The sequence below is a fragment of the Mycobacterium lehmannii genome, assembly GCF_001499925.1.
Classification (GTDB): domain Bacteria; phylum Actinomycetota; class Actinomycetes; order Mycobacteriales; family Mycobacteriaceae; genus Mycobacterium; species Mycobacterium lehmannii.
The window spans coordinates 78,321-101,382 of the sequence record NZ_LQIR01000023.1; the positions used below are offsets into that span (position 1 = coordinate 78,321).

Below are 23,062 nucleotides of genomic sequence, written 5' to 3' on the forward strand. Positions count from 1 at the left end.
TTAGACCGCCACCAGGTCGTCGGCGTGTACGGCGGGCCGGCGCAGCTCCGGTGACAGATCCGACGTCGACCGGCCCAACATCGTCGCCAACTCACCGCGGTCGTAGGCGACGACGCCGCGCGCGACCATCGTCCCGTCCTGCGCCCGCAACTCGACGACGTCGCCGCCGTAGAAGCGCCCCGACACCGCGGTGATACCGGCGGGCAGCAGCGAGCGCCGCTGCGTGAGCACCGCGCGCACCGCACCGTCGTCGAGTGTCAGCGCGCCCGCGGCCTCGGCGGCGTAGCGCACCCAGAACCGGCGCGCTGACATCCGCTCGGGCCGCGGCGCGAACACCGTGCCGACGGACGCGTCGGCCAACGCGGTCGCCGCATCCGAGGCCGCGGCCAGCAACACCGGCACCCCGGCGTCGGCGGCCAGTAACGCCGATGACAGCTTCGACGCCATCCCTCCGGTGCCCAGTTGGCTACCTCGGCCGGCCACCACGCCGTCGAGGTCCTCCGGCTGCGCCACCTCGGCGATGAAGCGCGCCCCGCCTGTCTCGCACGCCCTCCGGGGATCCGAATCGTAGAGCCCGTCGATGTCGGACAGCAGGATCAGCGCGTCGGCGCCGACCAGGTGCGCGACCAGCGCCGAGAGCCGGTCGTTGTCGCCGAACCTGATCTCGTTGGTGGCCACGGTGTCGTTCTCGTTGACGATCGCCACCGCGTGCAGCGCCCGCAACCGGTCGAGCGTGCGCTGGGCGTTGGTGTGCTGGACTCGCATCGAGATGTCGTGCGCGGTCAGCAGGACCTGTCCGACGGTGCGCTCATAACGCGCGAACGCCGCGCTCCACGCGTTGACCAGGGCCACCTGGCCGACGCTGGCGGCGGCCTGTTTGGTGGCCAGGTCGGCGGGCCGTCTCGACAGCCGCAGCGGTTCGATGCCCGCCGCGATGGCCCCCGACGACACGATGACCACATCTGAGCCCGCCCGCATCCGGTTCTCGATGGCCTCGACCAGCACCGCAAGCCTGCCGGCGTCGAACACTCCGGTCGGCGTGGTCAGCGCGGTGGTGCCGATCTTGACGACGACGCTGCGCGCGGTGCGCACCGCCGCCCGGTGCGCCGACTCATCGGGGCGCGCGGAGGCGGTCATGACTCGCCGCCGGGGCGCCGCCGTTCCCGCCGCGCGGCCTTACGCTCGGCGGCCCCGACGCGATCGGTCTGCTCGAGCCGCTGATCCGTGCCGCGGCCCGACATCGGCACATCGACGCCGGCGGGTGTCTGCGGCTCCCAATCGAAGGTGACCTCACCGATGGTCACCGCGCATCCGGGCCGCGCGCCCAGCTTCAACAGCTCATCCTCAACACCCAGGCGGGCCAGCCGGTCACCGAGGTAGCCGACGGCCTCGTCGTTGTCGAAATCGGTTTGGGCGACCCACCGTTCGGGCCGGACACCATGCACGACGAAGCCGCCGTGCCCGTCCGGCTCGACGGTGAAACCGCTCTCGTCCACAGGGACGGGACGAATGACGGGTCGGCGGGGCACGACCGGCGGTTGCGCTTCGCGATATGCCGACACCATCTCCCACAACGCGAAGGTCAACTGCCGCAACCCTTCCCGGGTCACGGTGGACACCTCGAACACCGGCCAGCCGTAGCGGCGCACGATCTCCTCGCGCACGAATTCGGCCAGCTCGCGGGCGTCGGGCACGTCGATCTTGTTCAGCACCACCGCACGCGGACGCTCGGCGAGGTCGCCCAGCGTCGAATCGCCCTGCAGTGTCGGCGTGTACGCGGCGAGCTCGGCTTCGAGCGCGTCGATATCGGAGACCGGGTCGCGTCCGGGCTCCATCGTCGCGCAGTCGACCACGTGCACCAGCACCGCGCAACGTTCGATGTGCCGCAGGAAGTCCAGTCCCAGCCCGCGCCCCTGTGAGGCGCCGGGGATGAGGCCGGGAACGTCGGCGACGGTGAAGGTGTTGCCGCCCGCGGACACCACGCCGAGGTTGGGCGCCAGCGTCGTGAACGGATAGTCGGCGATCTTCGGTTTGGCCGCCGAGATCACCGACACCAGCGAGGACTTGCCTGCGGACGGGAAGCCGACGAGCCCGACGTCGGCAACGGTCTTGAGCTCCAGCGTCAGGTCGCGGACCTGACCCTTCTCCCCCAGCAGCGCGAAGCCGGGAGCCTTACGTGCGCGCGATGCCAGCGCGGCATTGCCCAGGCCGCCGCGGCCACCGGCGGCCGCTTCGAAGCGGGTGCCGGCCCCCACGAGGTCCGCGAGCAGCCGACCGTCCTCGTCGAGCACGACCGTGCCGTCGGGAACCTTGACCTCGAGGTCGGCGCCCGCGGCCCCGTCCCGGTTGCCGCCCGCGCCCTGCTTGCCGGACGGTGCGACGACGTGCGGATGGAAGTGGAAGTCGAGAAGGGTGTGCACTTGCGGGTCGACGACCAGGATCACGCTGCCCCCGCGACCGCCGTTGCCGCCGTCGGGACCGCCGAGCGGTTTGAACTTCTCGCGGTGGACCGAAGCGCAGCCGTTGCCGCCGTTGCCGGCTCGCGCGTGGATCACGACGCGGTCGACGAAGCGAGGCATCGGTCTTCCTTTCCGTGACGAGTGTGAGCTACTGCCAGCTTCAGCCGGGAAGTCGCAGCAGCATCACATTCGCGGCAGGAAGTCAGGCCTCCTGCGGCGCCGGTCGAACGACGCTGACGATCTTGCGGCCGCGCTTGGAACCGAATTCGACGGCGCCGGGAGCGGTGGCGAACAGAGTGTCGTCACCTCCGCGGCCGACGTTGGTGCCGGGATGGAAATGCGTACCCCGCTGCCGTACCAGGATTTCGCCGGCCTTGACGATCTGGCCGCCGAACCGCTTGACGCCGAGCCGCTGTGCGGCGGAGTCGCGACCGTTCCGCGAGCTGGAAGCGCCCTTTTTGTGTGCCATGTCTGTGGTTCCCCTCAGTGCTCTCTGTTCTTCGCCTGACGGCTCATCACTGCTTTCGGTCCTTCGCCTGACGGCTCATCACTTGATGCCGGTGACCTTGAGGACGGTCAGCTGCTGACGGTGTCCCTGCCGCTTGTGGTAGCCGGTCTTGTTCTTGAACTTGTGGATGCGGATCTTCGGGCCCTTGGTGTGCTCGAGGATCTCGCCGGTGACGGCGACCTTCTCCAGCGACTTCGCGTCGGAGGTCACCTTCGACCCGTCGACGACGAGGGCCACGGGCAACGAGACGCTGGCGCCGGGCTCGGACTCGAGCTTCTCGACCTTCACCACGTCGCCGACGGCAACCTTGTACTGCTTGCCGCCGGTCTTGACGATTGCGTACGTGACCTTCTCGGCTGCCATCGTCTTACTACTCCTACGTCGTTCACTGGGCGCGCGCGATTTGCCGCTGCGCTGGTCTGGGTTTGCGACTGCCGCCGACTCGCATGGTCCAGCCTGGCGACAACTGCTCAAGGCTACTTGAGCCGCCGTATGAGGGTCAAATCACCGCAGGTCACGGCTTGTCGGCCCCCGGGCCAGCAGGTCAGCGCTCGTGGCTTGGCGGGCCCGCAGGTCGGGCGGCCGCGCGACGCCGGTGCCGCCCTCGCGAGACAGCCGCAGATGCGACCCCCCTGGTGTCGTAGTCCGTGGAGTCCTCGTCCTCGTCCGAATCCTCGTCGTCGTCCTCATCAGAGTCGTCGTCGGAGTCGTCGGCGCCGATGACCTCGATGTCGTCGTCGATGTCGTCTTCGTCGTCATCGGAATCCAGGTCGATCTCGTCCTCGTCCTCGTCCTCGTCCTCGTCTTCGTCGGAATCATCGGAGTCGGTCTCGTCGAAGTCCTCGTCCTCGAGGTCCTCGATATCGTCCTCGCCCGACTCGATCACCGCGGTGCGGATGGCTTCGGAATCGGTCTCGGCGACCTCCTCGGGCTTCTGGTCGCGGCGCTCATCGTCGGTGGTGTCTTCGTCGACGGCATCGTCGTCTGCGTCATGGCGACCGTTGGCCGCCGCCATCGCCTTGAACATCGGGTGCTCGCCCGCGGGATGCGGCGGGACCTTGGCCACGGCGACGTCGTCGGACTTGGCACCGCGCTTTCCGCGCTTACCACGCCGACCGCCGGTGTCGGACTTTCGTCCGCTGCTCGACGTCGAGTCGACCGGGTCGCCGTGCAGCACGATCCCGCGCCCGCTGCAGTGTGTGCATGGCGTCGAGAACGCCTCCACCAGACCGGTGCCGAGCCGCTTGCGCGTCAACTGGACCAGGCCCAGCGAGGTCACCTCGGAGACCTGATGGCGAGTCCGGTCCCGGGCCAGCGCCTCGGTCAGCCGCCGCAGCACCAGGTCGCGGTTGTTCTCCAGCACCATGTCGATGAAGTCGATCACCACGATGCCGCCGATGTCGCGCAGCCTCAGCTGGCGCACGATCTCCTCGGCCGCTTCGAGGTTGTTGCGGGTGACGGTCTGCTCGAGGTTGCCGCCCGACCCGGTGAACTTGCCGGTGTTGACGTCGATGACGGTCATGGCCTCGGTGCGGTCGATCACGAGCGTGCCGCCCGAGGGCAGCCACACCTTGCGGTCCATCGCCTTGGTCAGTTGCTCGTCGATGCGGTGCACCGCGAACACGTCGGGGCCGTCGGCGGAAGCGGGCTCGTATTTCGTCAGCCGCGGAAGAAGTTCGGGCGCAACCGAATTCACATAGTCGTTGATGGTCTTCCAGGCGTCGTCGCCGGAGACCGTCAAGCCCGTGAAGTCTTCGTTGAACAGGTCGCGGATCACCTTGACCAGCACATCGGGCTCTTCGTAGAGCGCGACGGCCGCACCGGCCTTCTTGGCGGTGATGTCGGCGGCCTTGGCCTCGATCTCGGACCAGCGCTTGGCGAGGCGTTCGACGTCGTTGCGGATGTCCTCTTCTTTGACGCCCTCGGACGCGGTCCGGATGATCACACCGGCGTCGGGCGGCACCACCTCACGCAGGATCTCCTTGAGACGCTGGCGTTCCGTGTCGGGCAGTTTGCGGCTGATCCCGGTCGACGAGGCTCCGGGCACGTAGACCAGGTACCGACCCGCCAACGACACCTGCGTCGTCAACCGGGCGCCCTTGTGGCCGACGGGGTCCTTGCTGACCTGGACGACGACGTAGTCGCCCGGCTTGAGCGCCTGTTCGATCTTGCGGGCCGCGCCGCCGAGTCCGGCGGCTTCCCAGTTGACCTCGCCGGCGTAGAGGACACCGTTGCGCCCGCGGCCGATATCGACGAAGGCCGCCTCCATCGAGGGCAGCACGTTCTGCACGATGCCGAGGTAGATGTTGCCGACCAGGGAGGCCGACGCCGCCGAGGTCACGAAGTGCTCGACGACGACGCCGTCCTCGAGCACGGCGATCTGCGTGTAGCGGGCGCCCTCGTGCGGAGGTTCGGTGCGGACCTTGTCGCGCACGACCATCATCCGTTCGACTGCCTCGCGCCTGGCCAGGAATTCGGCCTCGCTCAGGATGGGCGGGCGGCGCCTGCCCGCGTCTCGGCCGTCGCGCCTGCGTTGCCGTTTGGCCTCCAGCCGGGTAGATCCGCTGATTCCCTGGATCTCGCCGTCGCCGCTGCCGGACTTGTCGTTTCTGGTCGACTTCCGCGGTTCGCGCTCGTGCACGACGGTGTTGGGCGGATCGTCGGGCGAGGTCGCGTCGCTGTCGTCCCCCGATCCCGATTTGCGACGACGACGGCGGCGGCGACGGCGGGTGGCGCCATCGGTGCCGGTGTTCTCGTCGTCGCCATTGTCCTCGTCGGAGTCGTCCGAGTCGTCGCCGTCGGAGTCCGAACCCTGGGAACCGCCCTGATCGGCGTCCCCGTCGCCGTCGGCGTCGTCACCGTTCTGCTCACCGCGACCGCGGCCCCGTCCGCGCCGACCGCGGCGGCGACGGCGACCGGAGGGTCGCTCGGACTGGTCGTCGTCGCTGTCCTGGCCGTCGTCACCGTCGTCGTCGGTGTCGTCGTCATCGTCGTCGGCGTCGTATTCGAAGCGGACGGGCTGCGGCGCGACGAACAGCGGCATGTATTCGGCGCGCTGCGGCGCCTGTTCCGCCGGGGTCTCCAGAATCGTCCGGGACTCCGGCTCGTCTCCGTTTCTCGGTTCGGAGGAATCCGGAGGTTCGGCGACATCCGCCGGTTCGGACGTCTGCGGCGCTTCGGCACCGTCGGCGAGCGCTTCGCGCACGCGTTGGGCCTCGTCCTCCCCGAGAGGGGATTCGGCGGTGCGAGGGCGGCCGTCCAGCGCGGTCAGCGCCTCGAGAACCCGCTCGCTGGTGGTGCCCAGCACCTGAGCCAGCGAATCGACTCTCAACGACTCCGGCTGAGCGTCCTGTGCTTCTCGCGTGTGTTCAGATAGGTCTTCGGTGGGGGCATCTTCGGCCACGTAGTCTCCTTAAGCCCCCGGGCGCGTCGTGTTTGACGCGGCCACGCGAGGACTTCCGCTATGGACCCGGGTGACTTCGCCCGAGCTTGTTGTGGTCTCGCTCCGAGCGGCCCACTGGGGACCATCCCGGTGCCGGTCTGAATGATGGCTGGACGGTCGGCGCCGCATCACGCGTGGCGATGGTCGCGCACGTCTAAGTCTTCATTCGGGTGTCCGGTCCCGGTTGGCGGCCGGTCACCCGCGTCGAGTATCCCACATCACGACGCCCCGCCCGACCAGGCTGGGCGAGACAGGTCGCGAAACCCCCTACTTGCCGGGGAACCAGAGATCGATCTCGCGCGCCGCGGACTCTGGGGAATCCGAGCCGTGAACGAGGTTGTCCTGGGTGATCAGGGCCAGGTCACCGCGGATGGTGCCCGGTGCGGCCTTCTCCACGGGGTCGGTTCCGCCAGCGATCTGCCGGAACGCCGCGATGGCACGTGGACCCTCCACGACCGCCGCCACGAGCGGGCCCGATGTGATGAACGCGAGCAGCGAATCGAAGAACGGCTTGCCCTCGTGCTCGGCGTAATGCCTGCGGGCCAACTCGTCGCTGACGGTCACCAGCTTCAGCTCGGCGATCGCCAGCCCTTTGCGTTCGATCCGGGAAAGGATGTCACCGACAAGACGCCGCTTGACGCCGTCGGGCTTGACCAACACGAGGGTCCGTTCAATCGGCTCAGTCACGGCCGACAGAATAGCCGCCGAAATCGACTACTCCGGCGGACGCTGCTGACCAGGCAGAAGTCCCCTCTTCTGGCGGCGAAGGACCTCGGCGCGCAGATAGGCGATCAGCAGCCACACCACCAGGAAGATCACCCCGACGAACGCGATCGCCCCGTCGAGGACCACACCCGCGATCAACACGACCTGAAGGCCCACGTTCACCCAGATCGCCCACGGTTTGCCCTGCACGCCGGCCAGCAGCACCAGGATCACCGCCATCCCGATGAGGAAGCCGCCGGTGGCCGCCGTGAGGCCGCCGCCGATATTGGCCACCACCGGCAGCGCCAGTAGCACGACGATGGCTTCCAGGATCAGCGTGCCCGCCATCACCCCGCGGAAGCTCTTCCAGGGATCCGGCTGCTGCGGCGCCGGTTCGGTCATTGCGGGTCCTTTCCGAACAGCGTGCGTGCCGCTCCGGCGGTGACGACCGAGCCGGTGATCACGATCCCCGCACCCCCCAGCAGTTCACCCTCGATCGCCGACTCCTCGACGATCGCGGTGGCGATCTCGATCGCGTCGGGCAGCGTCGCCGCGGTGACCACCCGCTCGGGACCGAACCTCTGCTCGGCCACCAGCGCCAATGCCTCCACGTCGAGCGCGCGCGGTGATCCGTTGTGCGTGACGACGACCTGGTCGAACACCGGTTCCAGGGCGGTCAGGATGCCGTCGACGTCCTTGTCGCCCATCACCGACACGACGCCGACCAGAAAGCGGAAGTCGAACTCCTCCTGCAGTGCCTGCGCCAACGCCGTGGCTCCGGCCGGATTGTGCGCGGCATCGATGAAAACCGTTGGCGCGCTGCGCATCCTCTCCAGCCGGCCGGGGCTTGTCACCGCGGCGAAGCCCGCCCGCACCGCGTCGATGTCCAGCTGGCGCTGTGCCCCGGCGCCGAAGAACGCCTCGACGGCCGCAAGCGCGAGCGCGGCGTTGTGCGCCTGGTGTTCTCCGTGTAGCGGCAGGAAGATTTCGGAGTACAGGCCGCCGAGCCCCTGCAGTTCGAGCAGCTGCCCGCCGACGGCGACCTGCCTGCCGAGTACCGCGAACTCCGAGTCCTCGCGCGCGACCGCCGCGTCCGCGCGCACCGTCTGGGCCAGCAGCGCTTCCATCGCCTCGGGCGCCTGCCTGCCGATGATCGCGACCGTATCGGTGGGAACGAGGTCGTCTTCCTGTTTGCCGATGATCCCGGCCTTCTCGGCGGCGATCTCGGCGAGGGTGTCGCCCAGGTACTCAGCGTGGTCGACACCGATCGGAGTGATCACCGTGACGGGCGCGTTCACGACGTTGGTGGCGTCCCAGCGACCGCCGAGGCCGACCTCGACGACAGCGACGTCGATCGGCGCATCGGCGAAGGCGGCGAACGCCATCGCGGTCACGACCTCGAACTTGCTCATGGCGGGGCCAGCCTTTCCGAGAACGCCGGCCTCGGACTGCTGATCGACCAGGTGCACGAACGGCTCGATCTCGCGATAAGTGTCGACGTAGGCCGCGGGGCTGATCGGCTTGCCGTCGATCGAGATGCGCTCGACCGCCGATTGCAGGTGCGGGCTGGTGGTGCGTCCGGTGCGGCGGTGCAGTGCGGTCAGCAGCGCATCGACCATCCGCGCGACGGACGTCTTGCCGTTGGTACCCGCGATGTGGATCGACGGGTACCCGCGCTGCGGTGAACCGAGCAGTTCGAGCAGCGCCGAGATGCGCGTCGTGCTGGGTTCGAGTTTCGTTTCGGGCCAACGCTGGTCGAGCAGGTGCTCGACTTGCAGGAGCGCCGCGATCTCGTCCGGTGAAGGCTCGGGATCCGGCGGCCCCAACGGCTCCACGTCCGGCTCTGGCAGGTCGTCCGGCTCCGGGTCGGTCATCGCAGCGCGGCCAACCTCGCAGTGATGCGCTCGACTTCCTCTTGGGCGATCTGCTGGCGTCCGCGGATCTTGTCGACGACCTCTGCGGGCGCCTTCGCCAGAAACGCCTCGTTTCCGAGTTTTCCTGTCGTACTGGCCAGTTCCTTCTGCGCCGCGGCGAGATCCTTTTCCAGCCGGCGCCGCTCGGCGGCCACGTCCACGGTGCCCGAGGTGTCGACCTCGACGGTCACGGTGCCGCGCGACAGCCGCACCTCGATGGCCGCGGTCGGGGCGAAGCCATCACCGTCGGTGGTCAGCCAGGCCAACGAGCGCACGGCGGGCACCTGCGCCTGCAGGTCCGCGCCGGCGATGTCCGACAACCGCGCGGGCACCTTCTGCCGGTCGTTGAGTCCCTGATCGCTGCGGAAGCGGCGCACCTCGGTGATCAGCTTCTGCATATCCGCGACCCGTTGCGCGGCAACTGGATCGGGTTCGAAACCCGATGGCGTCGGCCAGTCGGCGATCACCACCGACTCGCCGCCGGTCAGGGTCTTCCACAGCACCTCGGTGACGAACGGCATCACCGGATGCAAAAGCTTCAGCAGCGTGTCGAGCACCGCGGCCAGCACGGCCGTCGTGTGCGTGATGCCCTCGGCGAGCTGCACCTTGGCCAGCTCGACGTACCAGTCGCAGAACTCGTCCCAGGCGAAGTGGTAGAGCGATTCGCACGCGCGGCTGAACTCGTAGGCGTCGAAGGCCGAATCCACCTCCGCGCGAACCTGTTCCATCCGGGCCAGGATCCACCGGTCGGCGTCGGTCAGCTCGGCGGTCTCTGGGAGCGGAGCGGGTGCGGCGCCGTTCATCAAGGCGAACCGGGTGGCGTTGAACAGCTTGGTGGCGAAGTTGCGTGACGCTCGGGCGTGATCCTCGCCGATGGACAGGTCACCGCCCGGGCTCGCCCCGCGGGCCAGCGTGAATCGCAGCGCGTCGGCCCCGAAGATCTCCACCCAGTCCAGCGGATCGATCCCGTTACCGCGTGACTTGCTCATCTTGCGGCCGTGCTCGTCGCGGATCAGCCCGTGCAGGAAGACGTTCTGGAACGGCACCTGGGGTCCGCGCTGACCGTCGAGGGTGATCGCCGGATCGTCGGCGACGAAGGTGCCGAACATCATCATCCGCGCCACCCAGAAGAACAAGATGTCGTACCCGGTGACCAGCACGGTCGTCGGATAGAACTTGGCGAGGTCAGCGGTGTGGTCCGGCCAGCCCATGGTGGAGAACGGCCATAGCGCCGAACTGAACCAGGTGTCGAGCACGTCGGGGTCCTGCTCCCAGCCCTCGGGCGGCGTCTCGTCGGGCCCGACACAGACGGTCTGGCCGCCGGGGCCGTGCCAGATCGGGATGCGGTGGCCCCACCACAGCTGGCGCGAGATGCACCAGTCGTGCATGTTGTCCACCCACGCGAACCACCTGGGCTCGAGGCTGGGCGGGTGAATCACGGTGTCGCCGTTGCGAACTGCGTCGCCGGCGGCCTTGGCCAGCGCGTCGACCTTGACCCACCACTGCAGCGACAGCCTCGGCTCGATCGGCTCGCCGCTGCGTTCGGAGTGGCCGACGCTGTGCACGTACGGCCGCTTCTCCGCGACGATGCGGCCTTGCGAGGCCAGCGCCTCGCGCACCTTGACCCGAGCCTCGAAGCGGTCCTGGCCGTCGAATTCCGTTCCAGTGCCGACGATTCGGCCCTTGGTGTCCATAATGGACGGCATCGGGAGCTGGTGGCGCAGACCGATCTCGAAGTCGTTGGGGTCATGGGCGGGCGTCACCTTGACGGCGCCCGTACCGAATTCGGGGTCGACGTGCTCGTCGGCGACGATCACGATGTCGCGGTCGATGAACGGGTGCGGCAGCGTCTTGCCGACCAGGTCGCGGTAGCGCTCGTCGTCGGGGTGCACCGCGATCGCCGTGTCGCCCAGCATCGTCTCGACTCGGGTGGTGGCGACGACGATGTGCGGTTCGTCGTCGTGGAGCGAGCCGTACCGGAACGACACCAGCTCACCGTCGATGTCTTCGTATTTGACCTCGAGGTCGGAGATGGCGGTCTCGAGCACCGGCGACCAGTTGACCAGTCGCTCGGCCTGGTAGATCAGGCCCGCGTCGAAGAGTCGCTTGAAGATCGTGCGCACCGCGCGCGACAGGCCCTCGTCCATCGTGAACCGGTCGCGGCTCCAGTCGACGCCGTCGCCGAGGCGGCGCATCTGCGCGCCGATCGTGCCACCGGATTCCCGCTTCCAGTCCCAGACCTTGTCCACGAACAGGTCGCGGCCGAAATCCTCTTTGGTCTTGCCGTCGACCGCGAGTTGCTTCTCGACGACCGACTGGGTGGCGATGCCGGCGTGATCCATGCCCGGTAGCCACAACACCTCGTAGCCCTGCATCCGCTTGCGGCGCGTCAGCGCATCCATCAGGGTGTGGTCCAGCGCGTGGCCCATGTGCAGGTTGCCGGTGACATTCGGCGGGGGCAGCACGATCGAATAAGCCGGCTTGCTGCTGGTCGCGTCGGCGGTGAAGTAGCCGGCCTTGACCCAGCCCTCGTAGAGGTCGCTCTCCACTGCGGCCGGGTCCCAGGACTTGGGCAGGGCTTCGGCAGAGGATCGGGGGCTGGCGGTCACCCCGCAATTCTAGGAATGCAGTGCGCGCTGTCGCTAACTGCCCCGAACGGAGCGGCTTTTCGCTCCTGATGCGATGTGACGTGCGCTACCTGTGTAGGCGCGTCGTCTCCAGCGTCACCCCCGCGGCGGGCAGGCGGGTGAGCAACGCGTCGCCCATCGCCGCGGCGGGGGTGAGCACGCCGCGAAGGTCAGACAGCTTGTCCCGGTCCAGCGCCAGCGCGAGCCCACACTCCCCCAGCAGCACCGCCGTCGCCTTGTAGCCCGGATCGCCCTTCTGCGACATGACGGCCCGATACCGGGTGCCCGTGGTGGTCGTCGCGTACGTTTCGACGGTGTAGTGGCCGCTCTCGCGGACCTTCTCGCTGGGACCGGTGCCGGGTTTGGGCAGCACCCGGTCGACCAGCTTGCTGGGCACGCGGTCGAAGTAACGGCTGCCCAGCGCCATCGTCGCGACGTTGCCGGCAGCGGCCAGCGCCGATGCGACCGGCGCGAGCACCGACTTGCCCATACTCATCTGTTCGCCGTACTCCAGACGCCGACCATAGGCGTAGTCGAGTAATGCGTTGCTGCGCCGCACGATACGGGTGTTCACCGCGGCCATCACGAAAGGCGCAACCCAGTACCCGTCGAGCTCCGGTGCGATCTCCGCGCCCCGCCGCCACCGCAGATCGGGTTGACCGCCCAGTTCGGGTTCGGCGGCGCGGTCGGGGGTGAGCGTGTACGGGTCGTTCATCACCCGTCGCGCCTCTTCGTCCGACGACGCCGCCCGCATGACCTCGATCATCGACGCGGCCGTGCCGCCGGAGACCCCGCCCTTGAAGGAGCGCACCACAAGGTTGGTGTCGGTGAGTTCGCCCGCGCCGTCCTGCTGCGCGCGCCGGTACAACGCGAACACCGTGAGATCCGATGGGACGGAATCGAATCCGCACGAGTGCACGATCCGGGCGCCGGTGTCGGCGGCCTGCTTGTGGTACTGGTCGATGCTCTCGCGGATGAACAACGACTCACCGGTCAGGTCCGCATAGTCGGTGCCGGCGGCCGCGCACGCCGCGACCAACGGCAGACCGTACTTCGCGTAGGGCCCCACCGTGGTCACCACCACGCGCGTCTGTGCGGCCATCGCGTTCAGTGTCGACGGCTGCGACGCGTCCGCGGTGATCAGCGCCCAGGAGGCGGCCTTGCCACCCAGGGAGTCTCGGACCGCGATCAGCTTGTCGTGCGACCGACCTGCAAGCGCGATCCGGGCGTCCGGCGCCGTCCTGGCCAGGTATTCGGCGGTGAGTTTCCCGACGAACCCGGTTGCTCCGTACAAGACGATGTCGAATTCCCGCTCCGGTGCGCTCATGGTCGCGACGCTACCCGAGCGTCTCGGGCACCTCGACGTCCTCACCGAGCACGTGCCGGGCCAAGAACCCGATGACGACCTGGTACCAGATCTTGGCGTGTTGGGGTGTGAGCACCCAGTGGTTCTCCGACGGGAAGTACAGGAACCGGTGCGGGCTGTCGCCGTCGGCGTCGGCGGGCAGCGCGGAGTGGGTCAGCAGCTCGTACCAGAGCCGCAGTGCCTGGCCGATCGGCACCCGGTAGTCCTTGTCGCCGTGGATGACCAGCATGGGCGTGCGAATCTCGCCCACGTGGCGGTGCGGCGAGTTCGCCTGCGCCATGTCGCGCGTCATCTCGCGTAGCCAGTAGTACGACGAGTCGGTGGTGGCGCCGAACTGGTCGAGCGCCCAGAGGCTGGCGTGGGTGACGATCGCGTCGAACCTGTCGGTGTGGCCGGCGACCCAGTTGGCCATGTAACCGCCGAACGATCCACCCATCGCCGCGGTGCGGGACGCGTCGATGCGCGGATGGGTGCACGCGGCGTCGGTGAGGGCCATCAGATCCTCGAACGGGGCACCGCCCCATGCGCCCCAACCTCGTGCGATGAAGTCCTGCCCGTAACCGGTGGACATCCCGGGATCGGGCAGCAGCACCGCATATCCGCGAGCCGCCAGCAGCCACGGATTCCACCGCCACGACCACACGTTCCAGCTGGCCAACGGGCCGCCGTGGATCCACAACAGCAGCGGTGCCTCGCCGTTACCCGCCGGCAGCGCCAGCCACGAACGCACTCGCGTGCCGTCGGCGTAGGTCGTCTCGAGTTCGGTCAGCGTCCCCGGCAGCGGCGGCGACGCCGCACATGGGAGTTCGGTGATCGCGCCGTCGGGGTCGATGCGCACGGGGTGGGGTGGCGCGGCGTAGGAGCTGCGCAACGCGAACAGCACACCGCCCGCAGCGACCACCGCGTCGGAGTAACAGTAATCGTCGAAGGTCAGCTGGGTCACCGCGCCGTCGGCGAGGTCGACACGGAAGACCGGTGCCCTGCCGTCCTGATCGGCCGTGACGATCACCGCCGAGCCGTCCCGCAGCCATGTCACCGATGCCGGCCACCGGTCCCAATCGTCGGTGAGCACGCGTGGACTGTCACCGAATCGGATGCAGCCCAGCGTTATTCGCGGTGGGGTGTCGGGCGTCGAGAACGTCTCGCGCAGGTAGACGACGGTCGAACCATCCGGGGAGATGGACGGACTCCACACGTCGGCGGCGGCCTCCTCCACCACCACCGTGCGTTCGCCGCTGTCGAGGTCGATTCGCATCAACACCGATTGCCGAGACGCGCCGGGGGCGGGCCGTTGCCACGTGGTGACCAGAAAGCGCCCGTCGGAACTGACGTCGAAGTCGGAGTCGCGCAATGCAGCGCCCGGCGCGGGGGTCAGGTCGCGGACGTCCTCACCGCGGGCGGAATCGTTGGTCAACGCGACGCCGAGCAGGTGCGGCTCGCCCGGCCCGAGATCGGAGTCCCAGTGGCGGATCGGATAACCGGTGTGCAGGATCGCGGTGATCTTGTTGTCCTTGCGCAGGGACCGGAGCCGACGGTCGTCGTCGATGGTCCGTGCCGACGGCATCAGCGGTGAGCGCACCACAACGACGTCCTCCTCGCGGGCGGGGCGCACCGCCTCGACGCCGCCGGGAAGCGCCAACACCTGCGCCGCCTCACCGCCGGTCGACGGCAGCCGCCACAGCGCGGCGGGCGGCTCGTCGTCATCGGGGGTCGGGCGGACGGCGATGAACAGCAGGTCGCCGTTGGCCGCGAACGCGGGCGCCGACTCCCCCTTGGTCCCTCGCGTCAGTCGGCGTGCCGGTTGGGCACCGGCGGGATCGAGCTCCCAGACCGCACTGACGTATTCGGTTCTCTTGTCGTTGAGTTGGGCGACGGTGGTCACCAACCGTGTTCCGTCCGGCGACAGCGCCAGCCCCGAGAGGCGGGGCAACGCGACGTACTCGTCGAGGTCGTGGAAGGGGGCGCGAGACGAGGTGGACAGGGCGTCGGGGGCCGTCGCGATCATGCCCCGTTCGTAGCACACCGATCGGACGCCTTCTCTGCACGAACTGCGCGCTCGGCGCGCTACGTTCGACAGATGCCGAAGCGGATCGTAGTGGTCGGGGCAGGCATCGCCGGGCTGGCGAGCGCCGTCGCGCTGCAACAGCGCGGACACGACGTCACGCTCGTCGAGGAGCGCGCCGACACGTCGTCCGGCGCCGGGATCAGCATCTGGCCCAACGCATTGGCCGCACTCGACGACATCGGCCTCGGCGACCCGGTGCGTCAAGCCGGCGGCCGGGTCACCGCGGGCGCGGCCCGTTGGCGTGACAGCAGCTGGCTGCGGCGACCCGAACGGCAACGCCTCATCAAGGCCCTCGGCGAACCTCTCGTGGTCATCCGCCGCTCGGCGTTGACGTCGATCCTGGCCGGTGCGCTCGCCGACGGCACCCTGAAAGCCGGAGTGGCGGCCGAGGCGCTGGCGACGACCGCCGACGGCGTAAGAATAAGGCTGGCCGACTCCGCGGTGCTGGAGGCCGAGGCCGTCGTGGGCGCCGACGGCACCCATTCGATGGTCGCCCGTCATCTCAACGGACCGCTGCACAACCAATACGTCGGCTACACCGCGTGGCGCGGAGTGGCTCAGTGCACGATCGATCCTGAGCTCGCGGGCGAGACGCTCGGACCCGCGGTCGAGTTCGGCCACGTGCCGCTCGGAGAGGACCACACCTACTGGTTCGCCACCGAACGCGTACCCGAGGGGACGACGGCGCCGCAGGGTGAACTGCCCTACCTTCAGGAACGGTTCGCGTCGTGGGCCGCGCCCATCCCCGAGATCCTGGCCGCCACCGACCCCAAGGCCGTCCTGCGCAACGACCTTTATGACCGCGACGAGGCCCGCCAGTGGTCGCGGGGTTCGGTCGTGACGGTCGGTGACGCCGCGCATCCGATGCGCCCGCACCTCGGACAGGGCGGTTGTCAGGGGCTGGAGGACGCCGCGATCCTCGCGAGGTTCCTCGATGGCGACGACGATGTCGCCACCGCCTTCGCGCGGTTCGAGAAGTTCCGCCGCCCGCGGGTCCGCTCGCTGGTCCGCGAATCGCGGTTCATCGGGCGCGTCATGAACCTGCCGCCGGCGATCAGTGCGCTCGTGAGCCGTGCGACGGTGCTGGGACCCGAAGCCCTGGTGGCCCGCCACCTGGCCGATGTGGCGTCGCGGTCGGCGTTCAAGCTGCCGACCGACCGCGACCTGTTCGCGGTGTGACCGTGCGGCTGGGCCCGCTGGTCGTCGACGCGGCCGACCCGCCGGCGATGACCGCCTTCTGGGCCGCGGTCCTCGGCGCCGAGGCCCAGCGCAGGCTGTTGGTCTTCCGACCGCAGAACTGCCCGAAGACGGTGAAGAACCGCGTCCACGTCGACCTCTACGTGCGCGATGTCGCGTCGCTCCTCGACCTCGGCGCCCGCGTCCTCGCCGACCACACCGGGTGGACGATGCTGGCAGACATCGAGGGCAACGAATTCTGCGCGTTCCCGCAGGACCCGGGAGGAGGCCCGCCCGCCCGCGTCTTCGCCGTCTGCACGGACAGCGACCGGCCCGAAGAGCTCGCCGCCTGGTGGGCGCCCCGGGTGGGAGCCGAACTGCGGGACGGTCCCGACGGGACACCGCGGTGGCTCTACGGGTCGGCCGGTTGGGAGGACCTCATCTGGAAGTTCGTCCGCGTCGACGATGACCGTGTCGTTCCCAACCGCTGGCAGTGGAGCGTCGACTCGGCTCCCGGGGCGCTGAGCGATCCGCAGGGCAACGAGTTCAGCGTGCTCCGGCGATCGTCCCGATCGGGTTGAGCAGCGCGGTGCACATCTGACGCGGGTTGACGAAGCCGAACAGCCCGCTGGACGGCATCGAAGCGCAGCCGGTCGCCGAGGCAGGCACCGTCCGTGCGGTCGGAGCGGACGGACCCGACGGCGTGGTCCACACGGCGGGCGTCGCGCCGCGGGGTCCGCACTTCGGCCACGCCTTCAGGCCCTGGGTGCGCAGGACATTCTCGGCAACGCGGATCTGCTCGGCGCGCGACGCGGTCGCGGGGTTGCCGACACCGCCGTTGGCAGCCCAGGTGGCCTGCTTGAACTGCAGACCCCCGTAGTGGCCGTTGCCCGTGTTGATCGCCCAGTTGCCACCGGACTCGCATTCGGCGATGGCGTCCCAGTTCACCGAATCGGCGTTGGCTGTGGCCAACGACGACTCGGACAGTGCCATCGGCACCATCGCCAGCGCTCCGGAGATCGCCGCGGCCAAGAGGCCCTTGCTCACTGCATTACGAACGTTCATCTCTGCGGTCCTTCCCCGACCGTTTTCACAAGGCCCGCATCCGAGAACCCCTCGATCTCCGCTGCGGTTATCCGGTGTGTCGGGTGATGAACGTCACGTGTTACGCGAGGGTCAAAAGTTTTATTCGTTACTTAATTGGCGTAAGAGCCTTCTGAGAAAGAAGAGGCGGTGCCGGATACCCGGCACCGCCTCTTTGTCAAGACGAAACGCGTGCTTAGCCGCGACCGCCGCAGGTCGGCCATGCGCCGATGCCCTGCGACTGCAGCACGTTCTCGGCGACGCGGATCTGCTCCTCGCGGCTGGCGTTGTGCGGGGAGCCGCTGCCACCGTTCGATTGCCACGTGCCCATGGTGAACTGCAGGCCGCCGTAGTAGCCGTTACCGGTGTTGATGGACCAGTTACCGCCCGACTCGCACGCCGCGACGGCATCCCAGTCCACACCGCTGTCCGCATTGGCAGTGCCGGTGGCCAGAGCCATGGGCGCCAACGCGAGCGCTCCGGCAAAGGTCGCCAGGCCAAGTGTCTTGCGGATGTTCTTCAACTTCTATCCTTTCGCCACGCGCGCGCCAACACACACCCGCGCCAGAGCGCGCGGGGTGGGCATGCCTGTCAGCCAGGCCAGGGAGTTGGGCCGCACCGTCTCGGTCGGGTGCGACAGCGGGAGGCCGGAATGCCTCGCCGGGCCTCAGCGCCGGCGGCCGCCGGAGACCGTTCGCCTCCTACAGCCCCACTCACACACAGGTTCGTGGTTTCAAATTGTTTGCTCCGGGTAGAGCCATTGGGGACCGTACAAAAAGAGTTCGGCCGCCGTCATATCGAGCGATGGTGTGTCGCGGCATGATCACGAAACGATTACGGCGCAGATCTCTCAGCATATTCCCAGGTTGCGCTGCGCTTTGACGGACACGGCAAAACTGATGTCAGGACACGATGCCGTGAGCCATCTCACGGTCATTTTGTGAGCTGGAACACGGGTATGTGCGGTCGCGCACTGGTTGGAGCGGCGAAAACCGCAGTGTCGTCGACGAAATGAAACGCAACGAGCATGATCGTTGCCCATGCCTACGGCAACTTCGCTGGCCCTGCGACGCCTTCGATAGTTGAAATACGTTGTGCGTCAGTAACTCACGAGGTCACCGACTCGAGGCCGAATGTACCGCCCTGCGGCAGCCTCTACCGGATCGTCACGGCATCCGTTACACCCGCGGGGCTTTCGTCGCCAGTGCGACATACATCGGCACACCCCTCGGGCCGTGAACCGGCTTCTGAACCCCAGGCCATGCCGTGCCTCGCTAGTTTCGCCGCGACCGGCCCACCCGCAGCGGCATACCTTTGGGGCGGGCGCGGGCACCGAATCAGTCCCCAGCGAGCTCGAATTCGCCGACCGCTGCGGGTGATGCTGCCGAAAGACGCTGAGAGCCAGCCGTATTCGTGCATCTGTTATGCCGATATTGCGCTTTCACGCGGCGAACCGCTATCAGCACGTTGATGTGCTTATCACGGCAAAACGCGATCTAATTCACTGGCAGGAATTCAATTCACACAATTGCGAATAGCAGGTATTTCAATCAGTGAATTTGCTAGGCGATTTGCACGTTGCGGATCGCCTCCAGGTCGGCGGCGGTGTTGATGTTGGTCAGCGCACGCTGTTGCGGCATCACGATCCGCTGTGTGTCGACCCGGTCGACCAGCGCGCGCATGCTGCGCTCCCCCGCGTCGATCAGTTCGTCGACGCGCCCAGCCAGCGCGGTGCGGTAGACGCCCGCCAGGTAGTGGTCACGGCCGTCCCAGGGCAACACCACGTCTGCCCCGACGCGCACCGCCGGAGCGACCAATGTGTCGATCAAGTCGACGGTCAACAGCGGCATGTCCACCGCGGAGACGAAAGCGAGTTCCGATCCGGCGTCGGCGGCCGCCCGCAGCCCCCGGCCGGTCGCCAGCAGTGGGCCGACGCCAAGCACCTCGTCGCGCAGAACCTCGGCGTCGAGCGCTGGCATCGCCTGCCCCGGGGCGGCGATGACGAAGATCGGCGCGCAACGCGGCTTGAGGATGTCCACCATCCGCTCGACGAGCGTCGAGCCTTCGTACGGCAACGTGGCCTTGTCGCGGCCCATGCGGCGGGAAGCCCCGCCCGCCAGGATGATTCCGGCCAGCGGAACGGTGGTCGTCATGACCGTGACGTTAGTCGACAGTCCAGGTGTCTTTGCCCCGAAGCAGTGACTGAAGCGCCGCCGTGTCGTGTGCCCTCTCGGTGCGGGCCGCGGTGATCTGCTGACGGGCCGCATCGTCGTAGGTCGGCTTGCTCACCTGGCGGAAGATGCCCATCACCATGTGCTCGAGGCTCTGTTCCGACAGCCGCGACAACGCGAACGCGTAGGCGGGGTCCTCGAGGTTGGCGTCGTGCACGACGATCTCGTCGGCCGACACATCGGCGGTCTTGGCGATCTCGAGCCCGTAGCCGGACTTGACCACGCAGTACTCGCCGTCGGCCCCGAACGTGACCGGCTCACCGTGGGTGAGGTTGATCAGCCGCTCCTCGGCGCCTTCCTTGCGCAGGGCGTCGAACGAGCCGTCGTTGAAGATCGGGCAGTCCTGCAGGATCTCGACCAGGGCCGCACCGCGGTGAGCGGCGGCGGCGCGCAGCACATCAGACAACCCCTTGCGGTCGGAGTCCAGTGCACGCCCGACGAACGTCGCGTCGGCACCGAGCGCCAACGACACCGGGTTGAACGGGTAGTCCAGCGACCCCATCGGCGTCGACTTGGTGACCTTGCCGACCTCCGACGTCGGGGAGTACTGGCCCTTGGTCAACCCGTAGATCCGGTTGTTGAACAACAGGATCGTGATGTTGATGTTGCGGCGCAGCGCATGAATCAGGTGGTTGCCGCCGATCGACAGCGCGTCACCGTCACCGGTGACAACCCACACCGACAGATCCTCGCGGGCCAGCGCCAAGCCGGTCGCGATCGTCGGGGCGCGGCCGTGGATCGAGTGGAACCCGTAGGTCTCCAGGTAGTACGGGAAGCGACTCGAGCAGCCGATACCGCTGACGAACGCGATGTTCTCGCGGCGCAACCCCAACTCGGGCAGGAAGTTGCGGATGGTGTTGAGGATGACGTAGTCACCGCAACCGGGGCACCAGCGGACCTCCTGGTCGCTGGTGAAGTCCTTGGACTTCTGCGGCTGATCGGTCGTCGGCACCCGACTGGTGCCTGCGGTCAACCCGAGATCTGCTCCGATCAAGTCGGTCATACGTTCGCTCCCACACCGCTCACGCCGACTTCGACGGTCGCCGCCGCCAGTCGTGCGAACTTCACTTTGTCACTTTCCTTCTCGCCCAACGTTCCGTCCAGCGCCGCATCAATGATGCCCTCGACCTCGTCTGCCAGGAAGGCCATGCCTTCCACCTTGGTGACCGACTGGACGTCGACGAGGTACTTGCCCCGCAGCAGGAGAGCGAGTTGGCCGAGGTTCATCTCCGGACACACGACCGTCGGATACCGCCGCAGCACCTCTCCGAGGTTGGCCGGGAACGGGTTGAGGTTGCGCAGGTGCGCCTGGGCGACCTTGATGCCCTTGCGGCGCGCCCGCCGGCACGCCTCACCGATCGGCCCGAAGCTGGAACCCCAACCGAGCATCAGCAGTTCGGCGTCACCTGTCGGGTCGTCGACCTCGAGATCGGACACAGCGATGCCGTCGACCTTGGCCTGCCGCAGCCGGACCATCAGGTCGTGGTTCTTGGGCTCATAAGAGATGTTGCCGGAGCCGTTGGCCGCCTCAAGGCCACCGATCCGGTGCTCGAGACCGGGCGTACCGGGGATCGCGAACTGGCGCGCCAGGGTCTCCGGATCGCGGGCGTACGGCTGGAACGGCTCGCCGGACTTGGCGAACGTGTGCTCGATGGCCGGGTAGCTGCTGACGTCCGGAATCCGCCACGGCTCGGAGCCGTTCGCGATCGCACCGTCGGAGAGGATGACCACCGGCGTGTGGTAGTTGACCGCGATGCGGGCGGCCTCCACGGCCACGTCGAAGCAGTCCGACGGTGAGCGGGGCGCCACCACCGCGACCGGCGACTCGCCGTTGCGGCCGTACATCACCTGCAAGAGGTCGGCCTGCTCGGTCTTGGTCGGAAGACCGGTCGACGGCCCGCCGCGCTGCACGTCGATGATGATCAGCGGCAGTTCTGTCATCACCGCCAGACCGATCGCCTCGGACTTCAGCGAGATGCCCGGGCCCGACGTGCTGGTGACGCCCAGGGCGCCGCCGTAGGACGCGCCGATAGCCGCGCCGATGCCGGCGATCTCGTCCTCGGCCTGGAAGGTCATCACGTTGAAGTTCTTGTGCTTGGACAGCTCGTGCAGGATGTCCGACGCCGGGGTGATCGGGTAGGTGCCGAGCACGACCTGCAGATCGGCGAGTTGACCGGCGGTGACGATTCCGTAGGCCAGCGCGGTGTTACCGGAAATCTGGCGGTACTCACCGGTTTTGAGCTTGGCGGGTGCGACCTCATAGGTGCTGGCGAAGGCCTCGGTGGTCTCGCCGTAGTTCCAGCCGGCCTTGAGCGCGAGCACGTTGGCCTCGGCGACGTCGGGCTTGCGGGCGAACTTCTCGCGGATGAACGCCTCGCTGTGCTTGAGTTCACGGCCGTACATCCACGACAGCAGACCGAGCGCGAACATGTTCTTCGCCCGCTGGCCGTCTTTCTTGGAGGCGCCGATCGGCTCGACCGCGCCCAGCGTCAGGGTCGTCATCGGCACGGCCTGCACGACGTAGTCGGACAGTTCCTCGGTCTCCAACGGATTGGCTTCATAGCCGACCTTGGCGAGGTTGCGCTTGGTGAACTCGTCGGAGTTGGCGATGATCAGACCGCCGCGGGGCAGGTCGGAGACGTTGGCCTTCAGCGCCGCCGGGTTCATCGCGACAAGCACATCGGGGCGGTCGCCCGCGGTCAGGATGTCGTAGTCGGCGATCTGGATCTGGAACGACGACACACCGGGCAGCGTGCCCTGCGGCGCGCGGATCTCGGCGGGGTAATTCGGTTGGGTGGCAAGGTCGTTGCCGAACAGGGCGGCTTCGGAGGTGAACCGGTCACCGGTGAGCTGCATACCGTCGCCGGAGTCGCCGGCGAATCGAATGACGACCTTCTCGAGCTTCTGTCGAGGACCCGCACTCCCCGGACTGACCGCGTTGTCCTTCGCTGCCACGAGGCCTGCCTTCCACACTGCGTGGGGACGTCCTCCGAGTCACAGTCGAGTCGACGCGCCGTCGGTGGACGTCCACCAAAATTTTTGATGTCACTGCCAGTACCGATTATTGCACTTTTCTTAGGCGGCCCTTCACCGGACTCGCCCGCGGCGTGCCGCACGCGGAGGGTCGAACACACAGCTCAGTCGATGTGCGGATGCCTGCCGTGAGACATAACTGTGTTGTTCGTCACGTCTACGAGACAAAAATTCTAAGGAAATGGTTACTGTCCAGTAGCCGGTAGCTAGCACCCATCGTCGGTGCTGGTCGTCCCGTTGTCAGTGCCGGGTGGACGCCGACTCCCCGCGCCGTTCGTGCCAACGCAGGCGCAGTAACAGCAGGTGACGGTGCGCGCGGAAGCCAGCCGACAGCGGATCACGCCAGACCGGCATGCGGCGGTTCGGTTCGAGTTCGTTGTGCACGCATCCATTGTGCCGTCCGAATGGCTATGACGCCGCCTCGCGCGCTGGCCCCGGCATGAACAGCAAGGAA

The 23,062-nt window shown here is 67.9% G+C and carries 17 protein-coding genes and 2 pseudogenes; 2 read left to right on the forward strand and 17 right to left on the reverse strand.

From position 1 onward, the window contains the following. The 11 genes from proB to AU192_RS13365 form a co-directional block, all read right to left on the reverse strand. The gene (proB, locus tag AU192_RS13315; protein WP_064396838.1) at positions 1-1,137 is read right to left on the reverse strand and encodes a glutamate 5-kinase; all 1,137 of its coding nucleotides are present in this window, start codon (positions 1,135-1,137) and stop codon (positions 1-3) included. Next, positions 1,134-2,579 carry a GTPase ObgE gene (obgE, locus tag AU192_RS13320; RefSeq protein WP_064396840.1) on the reverse strand — a complete coding sequence of 482 codons (1,446 nt, stop codon included), beginning with the start codon at positions 2,577-2,579 and terminating at the stop codon, positions 1,134-1,136. The genes proB and obgE overlap by 4 nt, the downstream gene beginning before the upstream one ends. 82 nt (positions 2,580-2,661) lie before the next feature. Next, a complete protein-coding gene (gene rpmA / locus AU192_RS13325) occupies positions 2,662-2,928 on the reverse strand; it encodes a 50S ribosomal protein L27 (protein ID WP_064396842.1) in 267 nt (88 codons plus the stop codon). Positions 2,929-3,006: 78 nt separating this feature from the next. Next, positions 3,007-3,330, reverse strand: coding sequence for a 50S ribosomal protein L21 (gene rplU, locus AU192_RS13330; protein WP_064396844.1), 324 nt, complete (start codon positions 3,328-3,330; stop codon positions 3,007-3,009). A gap of 181 nt (positions 3,331-3,511) precedes the next feature. Continuing rightward, positions 3,512-6,370, reverse strand: coding sequence for a ribonuclease E (gene rne, locus AU192_RS13335; RefSeq protein ID WP_064396846.1), 2,859 nt, complete (start codon positions 6,368-6,370; stop codon positions 3,512-3,514). Positions 6,371-6,676: 306 nt separating this feature from the next. After that, positions 6,677-7,084, reverse strand: coding sequence for a nucleoside-diphosphate kinase (gene ndk / locus AU192_RS13340; protein WP_064397389.1), 408 nt, complete (start codon positions 7,082-7,084; stop codon positions 6,677-6,679). A gap of 39 nt (positions 7,085-7,123) precedes the next feature. Next, complete coding sequence (locus tag AU192_RS13345) at positions 7,124-7,516, reverse strand: DUF4233 domain-containing protein (RefSeq protein ID WP_064396849.1); 393 nt, start codon at positions 7,514-7,516, stop codon at positions 7,124-7,126. Further along, positions 7,513-8,988 (reverse strand): bifunctional tetrahydrofolate synthase/dihydrofolate synthase, encoded by a 1,476-nt coding sequence (folC, locus tag AU192_RS13350; protein ID WP_082695013.1) that lies wholly within the window; start codon positions 8,986-8,988, stop codon positions 7,513-7,515. Before folC ends, AU192_RS13345 begins: the two co-directional genes overlap by 4 nt. Next, a complete protein-coding gene (locus tag AU192_RS13355; protein ID WP_064396851.1) occupies positions 8,985-11,636 on the reverse strand; it encodes a valine--tRNA ligase in 2,652 nt (883 codons plus the stop codon). The genes folC and AU192_RS13355 overlap by 4 nt, the downstream gene beginning before the upstream one ends. An 85-nt stretch (positions 11,637-11,721) precedes the next feature. Next, entirely contained in the window at positions 11,722-12,981 is a 1,260-nt protein-coding gene (locus AU192_RS13360) for a saccharopine dehydrogenase family protein (protein WP_064396853.1), read from the reverse strand. Positions 12,982-12,991: 10 nt separating this feature from the next. Beyond that, positions 12,992-15,025: a S9 family peptidase gene (locus AU192_RS13365; protein ID WP_064397392.1), complete on the reverse strand. Its 2,034-nt coding sequence runs from the start codon at positions 15,023-15,025 to the stop codon at positions 12,992-12,994. Between the two features lie 72 nt (positions 15,026-15,097). Between AU192_RS13365 and AU192_RS13370 the strand changes: the two genes are divergently transcribed. After that, positions 15,098-16,264 (forward strand): FAD-dependent oxidoreductase, encoded by a 1,167-nt coding sequence (locus tag AU192_RS13370; RefSeq protein WP_064396855.1) that lies wholly within the window; start codon positions 15,098-15,100, stop codon positions 16,262-16,264. Further along, positions 16,261-16,842 (forward strand): VOC family protein, encoded by a 582-nt coding sequence (locus AU192_RS13375; protein ID WP_064396857.1) that lies wholly within the window; start codon positions 16,261-16,263, stop codon positions 16,840-16,842. Before AU192_RS13370 ends, AU192_RS13375 begins: the two co-directional genes overlap by 4 nt. A 145-nt stretch (positions 16,843-16,987) precedes the next feature. Here AU192_RS13375 and AU192_RS25955 read toward each other — a convergent pair. The 6 genes and pseudogenes from AU192_RS25955 to AU192_RS25710 form a co-directional block, all read right to left on the reverse strand. After that, a pseudogene (locus AU192_RS25955) lies at positions 16,988-17,218 on the reverse strand (transglycosylase family protein); the annotation flags it as partial. Positions 17,219-17,540: 322 nt separating this feature from the next. Continuing rightward, positions 17,541-17,765, reverse strand: a pseudogene (locus tag AU192_RS13385) (transglycosylase family protein); the annotation flags it as partial. Between the two features lie 1,141 nt (positions 17,766-18,906). After that, entirely contained in the window at positions 18,907-19,497 is a 591-nt protein-coding gene (mobA, locus tag AU192_RS13390) for a molybdenum cofactor guanylyltransferase (RefSeq protein WP_064396863.1), read from the reverse strand. A 10-nt stretch (positions 19,498-19,507) separates the two neighbouring features. After that, complete coding sequence (locus AU192_RS13395) at positions 19,508-20,578, reverse strand: 2-oxoacid:ferredoxin oxidoreductase subunit beta (protein WP_064396865.1); 1,071 nt, start codon at positions 20,576-20,578, stop codon at positions 19,508-19,510. After that, complete coding sequence (locus AU192_RS13400) at positions 20,575-22,530, reverse strand: 2-oxoacid:acceptor oxidoreductase subunit alpha (protein ID WP_064397394.1); 1,956 nt, start codon at positions 22,528-22,530, stop codon at positions 20,575-20,577. The genes AU192_RS13395 and AU192_RS13400 overlap by 4 nt, the downstream gene beginning before the upstream one ends. Before the next feature lie 318 nt (positions 22,531-22,848). Further along, on the reverse strand, positions 22,849-22,992 hold the full coding sequence (locus tag AU192_RS25710; RefSeq protein ID WP_156431692.1) for a hypothetical protein: 144 nt from the start codon (positions 22,990-22,992) through the stop codon (positions 22,849-22,851). Positions 22,993-23,062: the final 70 nt, after the last annotated feature.

Bases quoted from the DNA above. Each gene is read 5' to 3' on its own strand.
- proB (WP_064396838.1), bottom strand. From the start codon at position 1,137: ATGACCGCCTCCGCGCGCCCCGATGAGTCGGCGCACCGGGCGGCGGTG.
- obgE (WP_064396840.1), bottom strand. From the start codon at position 2,579: ATGCCTCGCTTCGTCGACCGCGTCGTGATCCACGCGCGAGCCGGCAAC.
- rpmA (WP_064396842.1), bottom strand. From the start codon at position 2,928: ATGGCACACAAAAAGGGCGCTTCCAGCTCGCGGAACGGTCGCGACTCC.
- rplU (WP_064396844.1), bottom strand. From the start codon at position 3,330: ATGGCAGCCGAGAAGGTCACGTACGCAATCGTCAAGACCGGCGGCAAG.
- AU192_RS13345 (WP_064396849.1), bottom strand. From the start codon at position 7,516: ATGACCGAACCGGCGCCGCAGCAGCCGGATCCCTGGAAGAGCTTCCGC.
- folC (WP_082695013.1), bottom strand. From the start codon at position 8,988: ATGACCGACCCGGAGCCGGACGACCTGCCAGAGCCGGACGTGGAGCCG.
- AU192_RS13360 (WP_064396853.1), bottom strand. From the start codon at position 12,981: ATGAGCGCACCGGAGCGGGAATTCGACATCGTCTTGTACGGAGCAACC.
- AU192_RS13365 (WP_064397392.1), bottom strand. From the start codon at position 15,025: ATGATCGCGACGGCCCCCGACGCCCTGTCCACCTCGTCTCGCGCCCCC.
- AU192_RS13370 (WP_064396855.1), top strand. From the start codon at position 15,098: ATGCCGAAGCGGATCGTAGTGGTCGGGGCAGGCATCGCCGGGCTGGCG.
- mobA (WP_064396863.1), bottom strand. From the start codon at position 19,497: ATGACGACCACCGTTCCGCTGGCCGGAATCATCCTGGCGGGCGGGGCT.
- AU192_RS13395 (WP_064396865.1), bottom strand. From the start codon at position 20,578: ATGACCGACTTGATCGGAGCAGATCTCGGGTTGACCGCAGGCACCAGT.